The 16,647-nt window shown below is 60.7% G+C and carries 13 protein-coding genes and 1 riboswitch; of the genes, 6 read left to right on the top strand and 7 right to left on the bottom strand.

Annotation, left to right across the window (positions count from 1 at the left end):
• Positions 1–2 precede the first annotated feature (2 nt).
• Positions 3–452, bottom strand: a complete 450-nt coding sequence (locus ACIGHL_RS14750) for a c-type cytochrome (protein WP_128120371.1) — start codon at positions 450–452, stop codon at positions 3–5.
• A 72-nt stretch (positions 453–524) separates the two neighbouring features.
• Positions 525–959, bottom strand: coding sequence for a hypothetical protein (locus ACIGHL_RS14745; protein WP_128120372.1), 435 nt, complete (start codon positions 957–959; stop codon positions 525–527).
• Between the two features lie 157 nt (positions 960–1,116).
• On the opposite strand from ACIGHL_RS14745, the gene ACIGHL_RS14740 reads away from it, so the two are divergent.
• The 4 genes from ACIGHL_RS14740 (at position 1,117) to rhlE2 (ending at position 7,027) form a co-directional block, all read left to right on the top strand.
• Positions 1,117–2,367: a cation:proton antiporter gene (locus ACIGHL_RS14740; RefSeq protein WP_128120373.1), complete on the top strand. Its 1,251-nt coding sequence runs from the start codon at positions 1,117–1,119 to the stop codon at positions 2,365–2,367.
• A gap of 93 nt (positions 2,368–2,460) precedes the next feature.
• Positions 2,461–2,612: riboswitch (S-adenosyl-L-homocysteine riboswitch) on the top strand.
• Positions 2,613–2,635: 23 nt separating this feature from the next.
• Positions 2,636–4,045: an adenosylhomocysteinase gene (gene ahcY, locus ACIGHL_RS14735; protein WP_128120374.1), complete on the top strand. Its 1,410-nt coding sequence runs from the start codon at positions 2,636–2,638 to the stop codon at positions 4,043–4,045.
• An 80-nt stretch (positions 4,046–4,125) separates the two neighbouring features.
• A complete protein-coding gene (gene metF, locus ACIGHL_RS14730; RefSeq protein WP_128120375.1) occupies positions 4,126–4,977 on the top strand; it encodes a methylenetetrahydrofolate reductase [NAD(P)H] in 852 nt (283 codons plus the stop codon).
• A 232-nt stretch (positions 4,978–5,209) separates the two neighbouring features.
• Entirely contained in the window at positions 5,210–7,027 is a 1,818-nt protein-coding gene (gene rhlE2 / locus ACIGHL_RS14725; protein WP_128120376.1) for an RNA helicase RhlE2, read from the top strand.
• Between the two features lie 105 nt (positions 7,028–7,132).
• On the opposite strand, the gene adeC is transcribed toward rhlE2, so the two are convergent.
• From adeC to ACIGHL_RS14700, 5 genes are all read right to left on the bottom strand, one after another.
• Complete coding sequence (gene adeC / locus ACIGHL_RS14720) at positions 7,133–8,563, bottom strand: AdeC/AdeK/OprM family multidrug efflux complex outer membrane factor (protein ID WP_128120377.1); 1,431 nt, start codon at positions 8,561–8,563, stop codon at positions 7,133–7,135.
• A complete protein-coding gene (locus tag ACIGHL_RS14715) occupies positions 8,560–11,694 on the bottom strand; it encodes an efflux RND transporter permease subunit (protein WP_128120378.1) in 3,135 nt (1,044 codons plus the stop codon). Before ACIGHL_RS14715 ends, adeC begins: the two co-directional genes overlap by 4 nt.
• Positions 11,695–11,700: 6 nt before the next feature.
• A complete protein-coding gene (locus ACIGHL_RS14710; RefSeq protein ID WP_064480813.1) occupies positions 11,701–12,861 on the bottom strand; it encodes an efflux RND transporter periplasmic adaptor subunit in 1,161 nt (386 codons plus the stop codon).
• Between the two features lie 243 nt (positions 12,862–13,104).
• Positions 13,105–13,680: a YceI family protein gene (locus tag ACIGHL_RS14705; RefSeq protein WP_128120379.1), complete on the bottom strand. Its 576-nt coding sequence runs from the start codon at positions 13,678–13,680 to the stop codon at positions 13,105–13,107.
• A 22-nt stretch (positions 13,681–13,702) separates the two neighbouring features.
• A complete protein-coding gene (locus ACIGHL_RS14700; protein WP_045423743.1) occupies positions 13,703–14,257 on the bottom strand; it encodes a cytochrome b in 555 nt (184 codons plus the stop codon).
• 168 nt (positions 14,258–14,425) lie between these two features.
• On the opposite strand from ACIGHL_RS14700, the gene ACIGHL_RS14695 reads away from it, so the two are divergent.
• Positions 14,426–15,832 (top strand): adenosylmethionine--8-amino-7-oxononanoate transaminase, encoded by a 1,407-nt coding sequence (locus ACIGHL_RS14695; protein WP_128120380.1) that lies wholly within the window; start codon positions 14,426–14,428, stop codon positions 15,830–15,832.
• Positions 15,833–15,911: 79 nt separating this feature from the next.
• Positions 15,912–16,640, top strand: coding sequence for a 16S rRNA (uracil(1498)-N(3))-methyltransferase (locus tag ACIGHL_RS14690; RefSeq protein ID WP_128120381.1), 729 nt, complete (start codon positions 15,912–15,914; stop codon positions 16,638–16,640).
• The last annotated feature ends 7 nt before the right edge of the window (positions 16,641–16,647 follow it).

The raw sequence follows: 16,647 nt of genomic DNA, 5'->3' as shown, positions 1-16,647 counted from the left end.
GATCAATAAGCGCGGAATTCCTTGTGGCACGCTTCGCAGGCGTCTTCTACCTGCTGAAACGCCGGTGCAACGCTTTCGGTCGTTACCGGCGTCTGAGTGGTCGCGGCGACGAGCGCAGCAGTTCGGGCTTCTAGCTCTCGGGCCATCTGGTTGAATCGCGCCTGCTGTTGCCATACATCGTCGCGGGCGTCGCTCTGCGCTTCCTTCACTTCTGGGTAATGCTGCCAGGGCTGACGGGACAGCTGATCCAGCTTCGCCGCTCCGCTGGTGAAGCCTTCTGGATCGAACGGCAGGCGACCGCGCAGCATGCCGCCCAGGTCCTCTTTGACGTCGAGCATCTGCTGATAGATCGCCTTGCGTTTGCCGAGCGGAGAGTTGGGATCGATGCGATCACAGCCAGCCAACAGCGCCAACACGGCGACCAGCGACACACTCAACGGCAACAGCTTCATGGTTCTACCACTCGGAAATACAACGGCCGGCGATTATCGCCCCTGCCGGCCGTATCACCAAACGTCACAAGCCTACTGCGACCATTCACCACCCGCGCTTTCACAATCGACCTTGGCCTGGGCGTGGTCCGTTGCCTTGTAGTAGAAGGTGACGATGCGTGCCTGCTCGGGCACCGTGGTGGGCGCGGGCGTGCTGGCGGCCTGACTGCCAGTGGCGCGCTCGTTGGCCAGCGTCGCGGGCGTCAACGCGGCAGTACACACGCCGAAGTGGCCGGATGGGCAACTTTCGAGGATCTCCCGCCGAGAATTCTTCACCGCCTCGTTGTTTTGACAGACCCAGTCGATGTTGTTGTCTTGCATGCCCTCGTAGCGAAAACACTTTTCGGTCACCACCGGGGGCGGCACTGCGCCGGAGGTTTCGGCGCTGACGTAGCAGGAATTGGCGGCAGCCGGCAGGCTCAACCCGGCCGCAATGGCTAGCAGAACAGAACGAAACAAGAGGTTCATGTTGGCAGCTCCTGAAAGGATCACTCGCCCGGCGAGGTTCACCGAACCTTATCCTTCGACCCTTCGATCCGTAGCTGAGTTCGCGATTCGCCTGGCACCATTTGCCTCGAAACCTAGTCCACTCTGCATTCGCTATCGATGCTGACCTGAGGACCCCATGCTCGAACTTTCGGCCATTTTCATCAGCCTCACTGCACTGCTCGCCTACCTCAACTACCGTTTCATCGGCTTGCCACCCACCATCGGCGTAATGGCCACAGCACTGGTGTTTTCGCTGCTGCTTCATGGTTTGACCATGCTGGGCCTGCCGCTGCTGGAAGCGCAGATCGAGGCGCTGGTCGGGCGAATCGACTTCAATCACCTGTTGATGGACGGGATGTTGTCGTTTCTGCTCTTTGCCGGTGCGCTGCACATCAACCTGGCTGATCTACGTGCCCGCCGCTGGGCGATCGGTTTGCTGGCCACCGTAGGCGTCCTGTTCTCCACTGCGGTGATCGGCTTCGGTAGCTGGTGGATCCTCGATCTGTTCGGGTTGCAGCCGCCGTTGATCTATTGCCTGCTGTTCGGCGCGCTGATCTCGCCGACCGACCCGATCGCCGTGCTCGGCATCATGCGCTCAGCCGGCGCGCCAAAAGCGCTGGAAACCACCATCGTCGGTGAGTCACTGTTCAATGACGGCGTCGCGGTGGTGGTGTTCACCGTGCTTCTGGGTGTGCTGGCTCGGGGGGAGGCTCCGGGCGCAGGTGAGGCTGTCTGGCTGTTCGTCGAGGAAGCCGGCGGCGGCATGCTGCTCGGTGCGCTGCTCGGCGCATTGACCTTTGCCCTACTCAAGAGCATCGACCAATACCAAGTGGAGGTCCTGCTGACCCTGGCGCTGGTTCTGGGTGGCTACACCCTGGCAACCCATCTGCACCTTTCCGGTCCGATCGCGATGGTGGTGGCCGGCCTGATCATCGGTAACCAGGGGCGGCGCCACGCGATGTCGGATCATACCCGGGAGAACCTGGACAATTTCTGGGAGCTGCTCGACGAGATCCTCAACGCGGTGCTGTTCGTGCTGATCGGCATGGAACTGGTGCTGCTGCCATTCAGCGCGGAATACCTGCTGATCGCACTGTGCATCACGCTGTTGATTCTGGGCACGCGCCTGGTGGCCGTCGGGCCGCCCGCGCTGTTGCTGCGCAAGATGGGTCGCGCCCTGCCCAATGGAACGGTACGCATCCTTACTTGGGGTGGGCTGCGAGGCGGAATTTCTGTCGCGCTGGTGCTGGCATTGCCGGCAAGCGACGAACGCAATCTGCTGCTGAACATCACCTATCTCATCGTGCTGTTCTCGATTCTGGTCCAGGGATTGAGCATTGGCAGGCTGGTTCGGCAGATCTGCACGCGCGACAGCGGCGGTCACTGACCGAGAGCACTTCGCCGGGCTTGGGATCTTCTGCGGGCGCGGCTATAATCGCCGGGCTTCACACCGCCGGCACTGTTCGGCCGTGCCCGCCACCTGTCCGAGGGGCGCTGCAGCAGGGCGAAAGCCTGTTTTGGATCTCACAAGCCACGCGGCTTATCTGTCGCGCCGCAGCAGATCCAAATCAGGTTTCACCTGTCAGGCTCGGATAGGGCGTTAACCATACGCATCAACGGCGCCCATTCGCACAAAACGAATGGAGAACTCTTCAATGAGCGCTGTCATGACGCCTGCCGGCTTCAACGATTTCAAGGTCGCCGACATTTCCCTGGCTGACTGGGGCCGTCGCGAGATCATCATCGCCGAATCGGAAATGCCTGCCCTGATGGGCCTGCGCCACAAGTACGCAGGCGAGCAGCCGCTGAAAGGCGCAAAGATCCTCGGCTGCATCCACATGACCATCCAGACCGCCGTCCTGATCGAGACGCTGACCGCCCTCGGCGCCGAAGTCCGCTGGTCCAGTTGCAACATCTTCTCGACTCAGGACCAGGCCGCCGCCGCCATCGCTGCTGCCGGCATCCCGGTATTCGCTTGGAAAGGCGAAACTGAAGAAGAGTATGAGTGGTGCATTGAGCAGACCATCCTCAAGGACGGCCAGCCGTGGGACGCCAACATGATCCTCGACGACGGCGGCGACCTGACCCAGATCCTGCACGACAAGTACCCACAGGTGCTCGAGCGCGTGCATGGCGTCACCGAGGAAACCACTACTGGCGTACATCGCCTGCAGGACATGCTGAAGAAAGGCACCCTGAAGATCCCGGCGATCAACGTGAACGACTCGGTCACCAAGAGCAAGAATGACAACAAGTACGGCTGCCGTCACAGCCTTAACGACGCCATCAAGCGCGCCACCGACCACCTGCTCTCCGGCAAGCAGGCACTGGTGATCGGCTATGGCGACGTGGGCAAGGGCTCGGCGCAGTCGCTGCGTCAGGAAGGCATGATCGTCAAGGTTTCGGAAGTCGACCCGATCTGCGCCATGCAGGCCTGCATGGATGGCTATGAGCTGGTGTCTCCTTACAAGGACGGCCTCAACGACGGCACCGACGCCTGCATCGACGCAGCCCTGCTGGGCAAGATCGACCTGATCGTCACCACCACTGGCAATGCCAACGTGTGCGACGCCGGCATGCTCAAGGCGCTGAAAAAGCGCGCGCTGGTGTGCAACATCGGCCACTTCGACAACGAGATCGATACCGCCTTCATGCGCAAGAACTGGGCATGGGAAGAGGTCAAGCCGCAGGTGCACAAGATCCACCGCACCGGCCCGGGCAGCTTCGATGCGCATAACGATGATTACCTGATTCTGCTGGCCGAAGGCCGTCTGGTGAACCTGGGCAACGCAACCGGCCACCCGAGCCGGATCATGGATGGTTCGTTCGCCAACCAGGTGCTGGCGCAGATCCACCTGTTCAACGAGAAGTTCGCTGACCTGCCGGTTATCGAAAAGACCAAGAACGTCACGGTCATGGTGCTGCCGAAAAAGCTCGACGAGGAAGTTGCAGCCGAAATGGTCAAGGGCTTCGGTGGGGTCATCACCCGCCTGACCCCGACCCAGGCCGAGTACATTGGCGTGGAAGTCGAAGGTCCGTTCAAGCCGGATAGCTACCGCTACTAATAACGGCCAGAGCCGCACCAGCGCTTTGCACGAGCCAGCTCGGGTAAGCGCGGTGTGGCTGACTGCCGAAAGGAATTGTCATGTCACAAACACGTAGCCATAGCTTCAGCTTCGAGTTCTTCCCGACCAAGACCGACGCCGGACACGAAAAACTTCTGGCCACCGCCAGGCGCCTGGCCGAATACAAGCCGGACTTCTTCTCCTGCACCTACGGTGCCGGCGGTTCGACGCGTGATCGCACCCTAAATACCGTGCTGCAGCTCGACGGCGAAGTGAAGGTCTCCACGGCGCCGCATCTGTCCTGCGTTGGCGACACCAAGGCTGAGTTGCGCGAACTGCTGAACATCTACAAGGACGCCGGGATCCAGCGCATCGTCGCCCTGCGCGGCGACCTGCCCTCCGGCATGGGCATGGCCAGCGGCGAGCTGCGCTATGCCAATGAGCTGGTGGAATTCATTCGCGCCGAAACGGGCGATCATTTCCATATAGAAATCGCGGCTTATCCGGAGATGCATCCGCAGGCGCGCCATTTCGAAGATGACCTGGCCAATTTCGTGCGCAAGGCCAAGGCCGGTGCTGACAGCGCCATCACCCAGTATTTCTTCAACGCCGACTGCTACTTCTACTTCGTCGAGCGTGTGCGCAAGCTGGGCGTGGATATGCCGATCGTCCCGGGCATCATGCCGATCACCAACTACAGCAAGCTGGCGCGCTTCTCCGACGCCTGCGGTGCGGAAATTCCACGCTGGGTGCGCAAGCAGCTGGAAGCCTACGGCGACGACATCGAAAGCATCCAGGCTTTCGGCACGCAAGTGATCACCGAGATGTGCGAGAAACTGCTCGCCGGTGGCGCGCCTGGGCTGCACTTCTATACCCTGAACCAGGCCGAACCCAGCCTGGCCGTCTGGGAAAACTTAAAGCTGGTTCGCTGAACTTGCTCAGCTCCCTGCGAAACAGGGAGCTGGCCAATGAACCTGAGAACTGCCACACTGTCCTACCAATGCGGCGTTAACAGGCTCTGTTATACTCCGCGCTTCCGCCAGGCTTACGCCCGGATGCCAGCATCGTCAAATGCGGCAGGACCGGACGGGATCGCACGCCAGTCGCGATTCGAGCCAGGCATGACCATCCCAGGGCAACGCCCTACACAAGACAGGATTACTCATGTCCTTTGCTTCCCTCGGTCTCTCCGAGGCTTTGGCCGGTGCCGTCGAGGCCGCCGGTTACACCCAGCCTACACCGGTGCAACAGCGGGCCATTCCCGCCGTGTTGCAAGGACGCGACCTGATGGTCGCTGCACAGACGGGAACCGGCAAGACCGGTGGCTTTGCCCTCCCCGTACTCGAAATTCTTTTCCCAGGCGGCCATCCTGACCGCGAGCACCGCCACGGTCCGCGCCAGCCGCGCGTACTGGTGCTGACGCCAACACGTGAGCTCGCCGCCCAGGTACACGATAGCTTCAAGCTGTACGCCCGCGACCTGCCGCTGAAAAGCGCGGTGATTTTCGGAGGCGTGGGCATGAACCCGCAGGTTCAAGCCATTGCAAAGGGCCTCGACGTGCTTGTCGCCTGCCCGGGCCGCTTGCTCGACTTGGCGAACCAGAAGGCCGTCGACCTCTCTCATGTAGAGATTCTGGTCCTCGATGAAGCCGACCGCATGCTCGACATGGGCTTCATCCATGACGTCAAGAAGGTCCTGGCCAAGCTGCCGACCAAGCGCCAGAACCTGCTCTTCTCGGCCACTTTCTCCCAAGACATCACCAATCTCGCCAGCAAGTTGCTGCACGAGCCGGAGAAGATTCAAGTCACGCCGCCGAACACCACGGTCGAGCGGATCGAGCAGCGCGCGTTCCGCCTGCCGGCCTCGCACAAGCGTGCACTGCTGGCACACCTGATCACCAAAGGCGCCTGGGAACAGGTGCTGGTGTTTACCCGCACCAAGCACGGCGCCAACCGCCTTGCCGAGTATCTCGACAAGCACGGTCTGCCGGCAGTCGCGATTCACGGTAACAAGAGCCAGAACGCGCGTACCAAGGCGCTAGCGGATTTCAAGGCCAACCAGGTACGTATCCTGGTCGCCACCGATATCGCCGCGCGCGGGCTGGACATCGACCAGTTGCCTCACGTGGTCAACTTCGAGCTGCCGAACGTCGAGGAAGACTACGTTCACCGGATCGGACGTACCGGTCGGGCTGGCCGCAGCGGTGAAGCAATTTCGCTGGTTGCACCCGACGAGGAAAAGCTGCTCAAGGGCATCGAGCGGATGACCAAGCAGAAGATTCCGGACGGCGATTTGCTGGGCTTCGACGCCAGCACCATCGAGGCGGAAAAACCTGAAGTACGTGAACCGCGCCAGCCGCGTCCACCACGTAACGGCGAGCGCAAGCCACGCCCTGAGCGCGCTGCGAAAACCACCGAAGCTGCAACCAGCGAGCCGAAAGCGGGTGACCGCAACCGTCGCGGACGCAACAAGCCGCGCAGTGCGCGTCCAGCGCAGGGCTCAGCAGAGCAGACAGCTGCAGCTCCGGTGAGCCGTCCGCCTCGCCTACCGAATGATCGCGCTCCGGACGAATTTCTTGATGACGAAGTCGATAACTTCGGCAACAGCGTCGACTATGTCAGTCCCTACCAGAACAAGCAGGGACGTGGCCGTCGTCCCGGCGCGCCGGCTCAACCGGCTGGCCAGCCACGTGCCGCGGCAGCCCCACGCAGCGGCGCTGCCAGTGCAGGCGCTCAAGGTAAAGGCAAGCGTCAAGGGCAGCCTGCACGTGGCGCGCAGCCACGCCGCAAGAACGAAGGGCGTCGGATCGACGGTGACAGCGGTGGTGCCCGCCGGGACGTTGCGGAGAAGCCGAAGGAAAAGCAGCCGGTCATCATCCACAAGGAGTCGAAACTGGACCGACTGCCCAGCATTGAGCAATTGGAACAGCTGCCAACCAAGCCTCGCGGCGAGAAGCCAGCATTGCTGACCCGCAATCGCTGAAACGCCGCACGAATAAAAACGCCGCCCTCAAAGGCGGCGTTTTTTTGTTTGAACGTTAGCTCGGTAATCACACCATCGACCGACGGCAAGCGTCGCGAGACAGACTCAACCCGGCCCTGGGATAGCCTCGGCGTTAGCATCCCAACCGCCACCCAACGCCTTGAACAACTCCACTTCACTGATCATCTGTGCCAGACGGTCACTTATGTATTGCTGCTGCACTTCGAACAGCTGACGCTGTGCATCGAGCAACGTCAGGTAGCTGTCTACGCCCGTCCGGTAACGCCTCTCGGCGAGACGATAGTAATCTTCGCTGGTCTCCAACAAGTCACGCTGAGCCTGCAACTGGCGAACGTAGGTCGCCTGGGCAGCCAGCCCATCCGCCACTTCACGGAACGCCGTCTGGATTGCCTGTTCATACTGCGCTACCTGGATGTTGCGGCTGATCTCGGCGTAGTCGAGGTTGGCACGCAGCTGCCCGGCATTGAAGATTGGCACACTGATGCTCGGAGAAAAATTCCAGTAGCTGGAGCCACCATCGAACAGCCCGGACAGCTGACTGCTCGCGGTACCTACCGCACCAGTGAGGCTGATACGCGGGAAGAACGCCGCCCTTGCCGCCCCGATATTCGCGTTGGCAGCGCGTAGCTGATATTCAGCTTGAATGATGTCCGGACGCTTATAGAGCAAGTCTGACGGTAGCCCTACCGGAACCGTGGCCAGCAGGTCGCGCTCCAGCCGACCATCGGCCGGCAAGTTCAATGGAATGTTCTGGCCAAGCAGCAGCGTGAGGGCGTTGCGGTCCTGGGCAACCTGGCGGGTATAACGCTCGATCCCCACTCGTGCGGTATCGACCGCGCTGCGCGCCTGGCTCAGCTCGAGCGCCGAGGCTACGCCGACATCGAAGCTGCGCTGAGTAAGTGAGAGGCTTTCCTCATAGGCATTCAGCGTGTCACGGCTCACCTGCAACAGAGCCTGATCGGCCTGCAAGGTCAGCCAGGCATTGGCAACGCTCGCGATCAGACTGATCCGAGTGCTCCGCTGTGCTGCCTCGGTGGCGAAATACTGCTGTAGCGCCTGTTCACGCAGACTACCCAGGCGCCCGAACAAGTCCAGTTCCCACGAGACACCGAGCGTCGCGCTGTACTGGCTGCTGATGGCACCGTCGCCGGTCTGGTTCAGATCTCCAGGCGTTCGAGTACGACTGCCGGCCGCGTCGCCACTTACCAGCGGCAACAGATCGGCCCGCTGAACACGGTAGAGCGCGCGATACGCATCGACATTCAGCGCCGCAACCCGAAGGTCGCGGTTGTTTTCCAGAGCTACGCGTATCAACTCACGTAGGGCGGGATCCCTGAAGAAGGCCTGCCACTCCATCTCCATCTGTCGCCCTTTCACCGCACTGGCAGAACCGATGTAAGCCTCACCCTCGGGCCAGGACTCGGGCGTTGGTGCGTCGGGGCGCTGGTAATCAGGCATTAACGAGCAACCGCTCAGCGCTGCCATCAGCGCCAGGCTCAGTACTGACTTGTTCATTGCGCCTCTCCGTTTTGCTCGTCGCCCACAGTCTTTTTGCGCTTACCCAGCGAAGACACCAGCACATAGAATAGCGGCACCCAGAAGATCGCCAACAGCATGGCGCTGAGCATGCCGCCGATCACACCTGTACCGATCGCATGTTTGCTGCCGGCACCCGCCCCGCTGGAGATCGCCAGCGGAAGTACGCCGAGCATGAATGCCAGTGAGGTCATGATGATAGGACGTAAACGAATGCGGCAGGCTTCGATCGCCGCCTCGGTTAGTGTCATGCCCTGCTCGTGCAAGGTCTTGGCGAACTCGACGATCAGGATTGCGTTACGCGCCGACAAGCCTACGGTGGTCAGCAGACCAACTTGGAAGAAGACGTCATTCGACAACCCGCGCCCCATGGTGAACGCCAGCGCACCAACAATACCCAGCGGCACAACGAGCATGACCGAGAGCGGAACCGACCAACTCTCGTACAGGGCCGCGAGCGCGAGGAATACCACCAGCAGCGACAGGGCATACAGTGCCGGTGCCTGCGATCCGGACAGCCTCTCTTCATAGGACTGGCCAGTCCATGAGAAACCGATGCCAGCCGGCAATTGCGCGGCGATCCGCTCGACCGCCGCCATGGCCTCACCGGAGCTGTAGCCCGGTGCAGCCGCTCCCAGAATTTCCATCGCCGGCACGCCATTGAAACGAGTCAGCTTGGGCGGGCCATACGTCCACTCACCGGTGGCGAAGGCAGTAAACGGCACCATTTCGCCTGCAGTGTTGCGCACATACCATTTGCCGAGATCTTCCGGGTTCATCCGTGAAGTAGGTTCGCCCTGCATGTAGACGCGCTTGACCCGCCCCCGATCAATGAAGTCATTGACGTAGCTAGAGCCCCAGGCGATGGACAGCGAGTCGTTGATCGCGGCAAGGGAAACCTGAAGAGCACGCGCCTTTTCGTCGTCGATGATCAGGCGGTACTGCGGTTCGTCGCGCATCCCGTTGAAGCGAACGCCGGTGAGCGTCTGGTCCTCAGCGGCGAGCTGCATGAACTGGTCACGCGCCTTGCTCAGGGCTTCATGGCCGAGCCCGGCCTGGTCCTGCAGATATACGTCGAACCCGGTGGCGTTCCCCAACTCCATCACCGCAGGCGGCGCGAAGGCGAACACCATGGCATCGCGGAGACTGAAGAAGTACCCCTGGGCACGCTCAGCTAGCTCGAATACACCCTGCCCGGGCTCGGTGCGTTCTTCCCAAGGCTTGAGCATGATGAAGGCCATGCCTGAACTTTGGCCACGGCCTGCGAAGTTGAAGCCGGTAATGGTAAATACTGAATTGACCGTCTCGCTTTCCTCGGTCAACAGATAATCCCGCATCTGCTCGACGACTTCCTGGGTGCGGCTAGCAGACGAACCGGCAGGTGTTTGCACCTGGGCGAACAGCACACCCTGATCTTCCTCGGGAAGGAAGGCGGTTGGAATGCGTGTGAACATCCAGATCATGATGCCGACGATAAGCAGATACATCAGCAGGTAGGGTGCCTTGCGCCGCAGCACAGCAGTCACACCGCGCTCGTAGCGCTGGGTGCCGCGCTCGAAGGTGCGGTTGAACCAGCCGAAGAAACCTCGCTTACCCTCATGATCGCCGCTATGCGGCTTAAGAATGGTGGCGCACAGCGCTGGCGTGAAAATTAGCGCAACCAGTACCGAGAGCACCATGGCTGAAACCATGGTGATGGAGAACTGACGGTAAATAACCCCGGTGGAGCCGCCGAAAAACGCCATCGGCAACAGTACAGCGGAAAGCACCACGCCGATGCCTACTAGCGCGCCCTGGATCTGTCCCATCGACTTGCGCGTCGCCTCACGCGCGGAAAGACCCTCCTCGCGCATCACCCGTTCGACGTTCTCCACCACCACGATGGCATCGTCCACCAGCAGACCGATCGCCAGAATCATGGCGAACATGGTGAGCGTGTTGATGCTGTATCCGAACGTCAGCAGGACCGCAAAAGTACCGAGGATCACCACTGGTACAGCCAGCGTCGGGATCAGCGTAGCCCGCAGGTTCTGCAGGAACAGGAACATCACCAGGAACACCAGTACGAAGGCTTCTATCAGTGTGTGGACTACGCCTTCGATAGAGGCCGAGATGACCGGCGTGGTGTCGTAGGGGTAGACCACCTCGACGCCAGGCGGGAAGAAAGGCTCCAGCTCGGAGATCGTCTGGCGGACCGCTGTTGCGGTATCAAGCGCGTTGCCGCCCGCCGCCAGGCGTATCCCCAAACCTGCTGCAGGCCGGCCGTTGTACTCGGCGCGAATTGCATAGCTTTCGGCGCCGAGCTCGACCTTGGCCACGTCACGCAGGCGCACCTGTGATCCATCGGCATTAACCTTCAGCAAGATCTTCTCGAACTGCTCCGGCGTCTCCAGGCGGGTCTTGCCAATGATCGTGGCGTTGAGCTGCTGGGTTTCCACCGCCGGCAAACCACCAAGCTGACCGGATGAAACCTGGACGTTCTGCTCCTGGATCGCAGACCGGACGTCCACTGCGGTCAGTTGGTACTGCTGCAGTTTGGCCGGGTCTAACCAGATCCGCATCGCATACTGGGCGCCGAACACCTGGAAGTCACCGACACCAGGCGTACGCGAAATTGGATCCTGCACGTTAGCGACGATGTAGTTGGCCAGGTCGAAGTTGCTCTGTTGCCCGTCCTTGGACACCAGCGCCACCACCATCAGGAAGTTGCGCGCCGACTTCGACACACGTATGCCCTGCTGCTGAACTGCTTGGGGCAGCAGCGGCGTGGCGAGCTGCAGCTTGTTCTGTACCTGCACCTGCGCGATATCAGGGTCGGTGCCCTGCTCGAACGTCACGTTGATCGTCATGCTGCCATCGGAGTTACTTTCCGATGAGATGTAACGCAGACCATCGAGGCCATTGAGCTGCTGTTCGATGACCTGGACGACGGTGTCCTGAACCGTTCGCGCCGAAGCGCCCGGGTAGTTGACCGAAATCGAGACGTTCGGCGGTGCGATGCTCGGGTACTGGTTGACTGGCAGCTTGAGGACCGCCAACGCTCCGGCAAGCATCAGCACCAGGGCGATCACCCAGGCAAAGATGGGCCGGTCGATGAAGAACTTGGACATGTCTGGTTATCCCTCTTGGCCAGCGGCGGCTGCGCCAGCCTGGCCATTGCTCTGCCCGGCCTGCTTGACGTTACCGGCTGGCTGCGCATTGACCTCGACACCTGGGCGAATGAACTGCAGCCCTTCGGTAATCACGCGATCCCCTGGCTGCAAGCCTTCGCTCACCAGCCAGCGATTACCGACTGCTCGCTCGGTCTTGATCTGACGCAGTTCGACCTTGTTGTCGGCGCCTACAACCATCGCCGTCGGCTCACCACGCGCGTCACGGGTAACGCCCTGTTGAGGCACCAGCAATGCCTGCTCTCGAACACCAGCCGGCAAGCGCGCGTGAACGAACATGCCAGGCAGCAGCTCTTTCTCAGGATTCGGGAACTTGGCGCGTATGGTGACCGAGCCCGTGCCTTCGTCCACGGACACTTCGGAGACCTCCAGCGTACCGTCATGCGGATATTCGGAGCCGTCCGGCAAGATCAGCCGGGCCTTGGCCGCGCTGTCCCCGGCCTGCTGCAGCCGGCCGCTTTCCAGGTCCCGCCGCAGCGCAATCAAGTCCTGTACCGGCTGGGTCACGTCGACATAGATCGGATCGAGCTGCTGGATGGTCGCTAACTCCTGCGCCTGGCCATTGCTGACCAACGCCCCTTCCGTCACCGCGGAGCGGCCTATACGCCCGGAGATGGGCGCAAGTACTTTGGTATAGCGAACATCGATTTTCGCCCGTTCCAGCTCGGCCTGGGCCTGCAGGGACGCAGCCCGAGCCTCATCATGGGCTTGCTGGCTCACCGCCTGTTCCTTGACCAGCAGCGCATAGCGATCAGAGAGCGACTTGGCCGATGCCAGCCGCGCCTGAGCACTTTTCAGGGTGGCCTCGTATACGGCCGGATCGATCTGATAGAGCTGCTGGCCCTTCTTTACTTCGCTCCCTTCTGTGAACAGGCGCTTCTGAATGATGCCGCTGACCTGCGGCCGGACCTCGGCAACGCGGAAGGCTGTTGTTCGGCCCGGCAGCTCCGTTGTCAGTTCGAACGGCTCAGCTCCGAGTGTCACGATGCCAACCTGAGGGGCCGGCTTCCCTGCCGGCGCCGCCGCTTGTTCGTCCTGACAACCGCTGAGCAGTGCTACGGCGACGAAAAGTGGAATCAGAACAGCACTGGCTGGTTTGATCAGCATCGGGAGTGACCTCATTGAACAAATGGCCCTAGAGCAGAACAGCCTGGGCAGACTCGAATGGCAGAATGCGGCGAATATACTTACATGCAGTAGTGTTTGTAAACAGGCGATTGCGTCTCCGACGGGCTATTGCGCTGACACCAATGCTGCCAAGCAACGCCTGCAAGATGCCTTTACGCGGCTCTGACCACCGCACAAAAAGCAGAACGCCGGCTTACGCCGGCGCCTGGTGACTATTGTCGATTACTGGCGGATGCCTTCGACCGAGATGATCAGATCAACTGACTGCGAAGCCGGGCCAAGATCCATTTTGATATCGAAGTCTTTCAACTTGAGCGTCGTCGTGCCTTCAAAGCCTGCACGGTAGCCGCCCCATGGGTCCTTGCCTTCGCCGAGGAACTTAGCCGCAATGACCACCGGCTTGGTGACGCCGTTTAGGGTCAGATCGCCCGTGATATCTGCAGTACCGTCACCAGTCGGCTTGACCGAGGTGGACGCGAACGTCGCCGTTGGGTGCTCAGACACGTTCAGGAAATCCTCGCTGCGCAGATGCTTGTCACGCTCGGCATGGTTGGAAAAGACGCTGTCCGTCTTCAGCGTTACCTTCACGCTGCTTGCTTCAGGCTTCGCGGCATCGAAGCTGAAGCTGCCGTCGAACTCCCTGAAGGAGCCCCAAAGCCAGCTATAACCCAGGTGGCTGATCTTGAAGTTAACGAAGGCGTGCTGGCCTTTGGTGTCGATCGCGTAGTCAGCGGCAAACGCCTGGCCAGCAAGCATCATCGAGCCCAGGGCCAGTGCAGCGAAGCTTTTCTTCAACATGGAATACTCCTTTCGAGGTTTGTCAGGCATCGGCGCGTCCGAACATTCGCTTGAGCGTCGGATCGCGATCGATGAAATGGTGCTTCAGAGCCGCCAGGGCATGCAGACCGGAGAAAATCACCAGTCCCCAGGCGAGGTATTCGTGGATCAGTCCGGCTATGTCTTCCTGATCCGGAATCGAGGTGATCAGCGCAGGCACTTCGAACCAGCCGAACACGCTAATGCTGCGGCCGTCTGCCGTGGAAATGAGGTAGCCCGAAATCATCACTGCGAACAGGCCAAGGTAGAGCACACCGTGACCCGCCTTGGTCGCCAACCGCGTCAATCGGCCGTGGCTAGCAAGTGGCGCTGGGCCGCTGCTAAGGAAGCGCCAGGTGACGCGCAGAATCATCAGGGCCAGCAAGAGCAAGCCGATACTTTTGTGGATATCCGGCGCCGTGCGGTACCAGCTGCTGTAATAGGTCAGCCCGACCATCCAATAACCCAACGCAAACAGGCCGACTACGGCAACCGCTACCAGCCAATGCATCGTGATGCTGACCAGACCGTAGTTAGTGGAAGAGTTTCGCCATTGCATTGCTAAGTCCCGAGCTGATTAACGCGCTTAGCCTAACGGCTAACAGATCGAAATGAATCGCATTTTTTCGTTTCAAAATATCGACCCGGTAGATAGGTCCGCTTTCACTGAACGGACCGCCGCGCGGTTTCTGCTAGGCTGCGCCGATGTCTATACCAAGGAGCAACGATGAGCCTGAATGACAGCTGGATGCAGCGTGACCTGTCCGTGCTCTGGCACCCCTGCACTCAGATGAAAGATCACGAGCAGCTTCCTCTGATTCCAATCCGGCGCGGCGAGGGCGTGTGGCTTGAGGATTTCGATGGGAAACGCTATCTGGACGCCGTCAGCTCCTGGTGGGTCAATGTATTCGGGCACGCCAACCCGCGCATCAATCAACGCATCAAAGACCAGCTTGATCAGCTCGAACACGTCATGCTTGCCGGCTTCAGCCACCAGCCGGTGGTTGAACTGTCGGAGCGGCTGGTCAACATCACGCCTGCCGGGCTCGATCGGGTGTTCTACACCGATAATGGATCGACCGGCATTGAAGTCGCGCTGAAGATGAGCTTCCACTACTGGCGCAATGTCGGACGCCCAAGCAAGCAGCGGTTCGTCACCCTGACCAACAGCTACCACGGCGAAACCGTTGCCGCCATGTCAGTAGGCGATGTAGCGCTGTTCACCGACACCTATAAGCCGCTCTTGCTGGACACGTTTAAGGTACCGAGCCCGGATTGCTACCTGCGTCCAGAAGGCGTGAGCTGGGAAGAGCATTCGCGCACCATGTTCGCCCATATGGAGCAAACCCTGGCCGAGCACCATGACGACATTGCGGCGGTGATCGTCGAGCCCCTGATCCAGGGCGCAGGCGGCATGCGCATGTACCACCCGATCTACCTCAAGCTGCTGCGAGAGGCCTGTGACCGGTACGAGGTGCATCTCATCCATGATGAGATTGCGGTAGGCTTCGGCCGCACCGGCACCATGTTCGCCTGCGAGCAAGCCGGGATCACACCTGACTTCCTTTGTCTGTCAAAGGCATTGACCGGCGGCTACCTGCCTATGGCCGCAGTGTTGACCACCGACAAGCTGTACCAGGCGTTCTATGACGATTACTCGACCTTACGAGCGTTTCTCCATTCGCACACCTATACCGGCAATCCCCTGGCCTGCGCGGCGGCGTTGGCCACCCTCGACATCTTCGAGCAGGACAACATCCTAGAGGCCAACAGAGTGTTGGCAGCCCGCATGGCCAAGGCCACTGCACACCTGAGCGATCACCCGAACGTGGCCGAGGTGCGCCAGACCGGCATGGCCGTTGCCATCGAGATGGTGCAGCACAAAGCCAGCAAAACTCCCTATCCCTGGCAGGAACGCCGCGGCTTGAAGGTCTACCAGCACGCCCTGCAACGTGGCGCATTGTTACGCCCGCTGGGCAGCGTAGTGTACTTTCTGCCGCCCTATACCATCACCGAGGAACAGATCGACTTTCTTGCCGACGTGGCTACCGAAGGCATCGATATTGCGACACGCGCGGCGATCAGCGTTGCTCTGGCACCCGGTGCGCCCAGCACATTCCACGATCCCGGCTAGCACCGACACAGGCTGTGGGCTTCAGGGTCCACGGCCGACGCTATAAACTGCCGCCCCAACCTTCGACCGTAGCTTTCCGATGCGCATATCCCGACTCTTCATCGACACGCCTCTCTCACTTGGTACATGCGAGCTACCGGAAGCTTCAGCGCATTACCTCAGCCGGGTTCTGCGACTGCCCGTCGGCGCTGGAGTGCAGCTGTTCGACGGCAGCGGCCAGGAGTTCTGCGGCGAACTGGTGGAGGTGGGCAAGAAGCATGTGAAGGTCCGACTGCATGAGCAGCGCCCTGGCTTGCCCGAATCAAAGCTGAAGATCCACCTGGGCCAAGGGCTGTCGCGCGGCGAGCGTATGGATTGGGCCATTCAGAAAGCGACAGAATTGGGCGCTGCGGAAATCACGCCAATCGTCAGCGAGCGCTGTGAGGTACGGCTGAATGACGAACGAGCCGATAAGCGCTTGGCGCACTGGCGCCAGATCGCCATAAGCGCATGCGAACAGTGTGGACGTTCGGTCGTCCCGACCATTCACCCACCAATGCCACTGCAGGATTGGCTGGAGCTGGACGCGGAGCTGAAACTGGTCCTGCACCCGGTAGCTGAGCCGCTATCCTCGCATCGGCCACCGGCTACATTAGCGTTTCTCATTGGTCCCGAAGGCGGCTTGAATGAGGCCGAAGTCGAACTGGCGCGCAATGCCGGATTTCAACCGGCCCGACTCGGACCACGAGTATTGCGCACAGAAACCGCCCCGGTAGTGGCACTTAGTATCGCGCAGCAACTCTGGGGTGATTTCCAGCCTGACGCCTGAGCGGAAA

Source organism: Pseudomonas sp. NPDC077451 (genome assembly GCF_044543345.1).
Lineage (GTDB): Bacteria > Pseudomonadota > Gammaproteobacteria > Pseudomonadales > Pseudomonadaceae > Stutzerimonas.
This window is presented reverse-complemented; position numbering and strand designations above follow the sequence as displayed.

Bases quoted from the DNA above. Each gene is read 5' to 3' on its own strand.
- ahcY (WP_128120374.1), top strand. From the start codon at position 2,636: ATGAGCGCTGTCATGACGCCTGCCGGCTTCAACGATTTCAAGGTCGCC.
- ACIGHL_RS14710 (WP_064480813.1), bottom strand. From the start codon at position 12,861: ATGCTGATCAAACCAGCCAGTGCTGTTCTGATTCCACTTTTCGTCGCC.
- rhlE2 (WP_128120376.1), top strand. From the start codon at position 5,210: ATGTCCTTTGCTTCCCTCGGTCTCTCCGAGGCTTTGGCCGGTGCCGTC.
- ACIGHL_RS14715 (WP_128120378.1), bottom strand. From the start codon at position 11,694: ATGTCCAAGTTCTTCATCGACCGGCCCATCTTTGCCTGGGTGATCGCC.
- metF (WP_128120375.1), top strand. From the start codon at position 4,126: ATGTCACAAACACGTAGCCATAGCTTCAGCTTCGAGTTCTTCCCGACC.
- ACIGHL_RS14695 (WP_128120380.1), top strand. From the start codon at position 14,426: ATGAGCCTGAATGACAGCTGGATGCAGCGTGACCTGTCCGTGCTCTGG.
- ACIGHL_RS14690 (WP_128120381.1), top strand. From the start codon at position 15,912: ATGCGCATATCCCGACTCTTCATCGACACGCCTCTCTCACTTGGTACA.
- ACIGHL_RS14700 (WP_045423743.1), bottom strand. From the start codon at position 14,257: ATGCAATGGCGAAACTCTTCCACTAACTACGGTCTGGTCAGCATCACG.
- ACIGHL_RS14745 (WP_128120372.1), bottom strand. From the start codon at position 959: ATGAACCTCTTGTTTCGTTCTGTTCTGCTAGCCATTGCGGCCGGGTTG.
- ACIGHL_RS14705 (WP_128120379.1), bottom strand. From the start codon at position 13,680: ATGTTGAAGAAAAGCTTCGCTGCACTGGCCCTGGGCTCGATGATGCTT.
- ACIGHL_RS14740 (WP_128120373.1), top strand. From the start codon at position 1,117: ATGCTCGAACTTTCGGCCATTTTCATCAGCCTCACTGCACTGCTCGCC.
- adeC (WP_128120377.1), bottom strand. From the start codon at position 8,563: ATGAACAAGTCAGTACTGAGCCTGGCGCTGATGGCAGCGCTGAGCGGT.
- ACIGHL_RS14750 (WP_128120371.1), bottom strand. From the start codon at position 452: ATGAAGCTGTTGCCGTTGAGTGTGTCGCTGGTCGCCGTGTTGGCGCTG.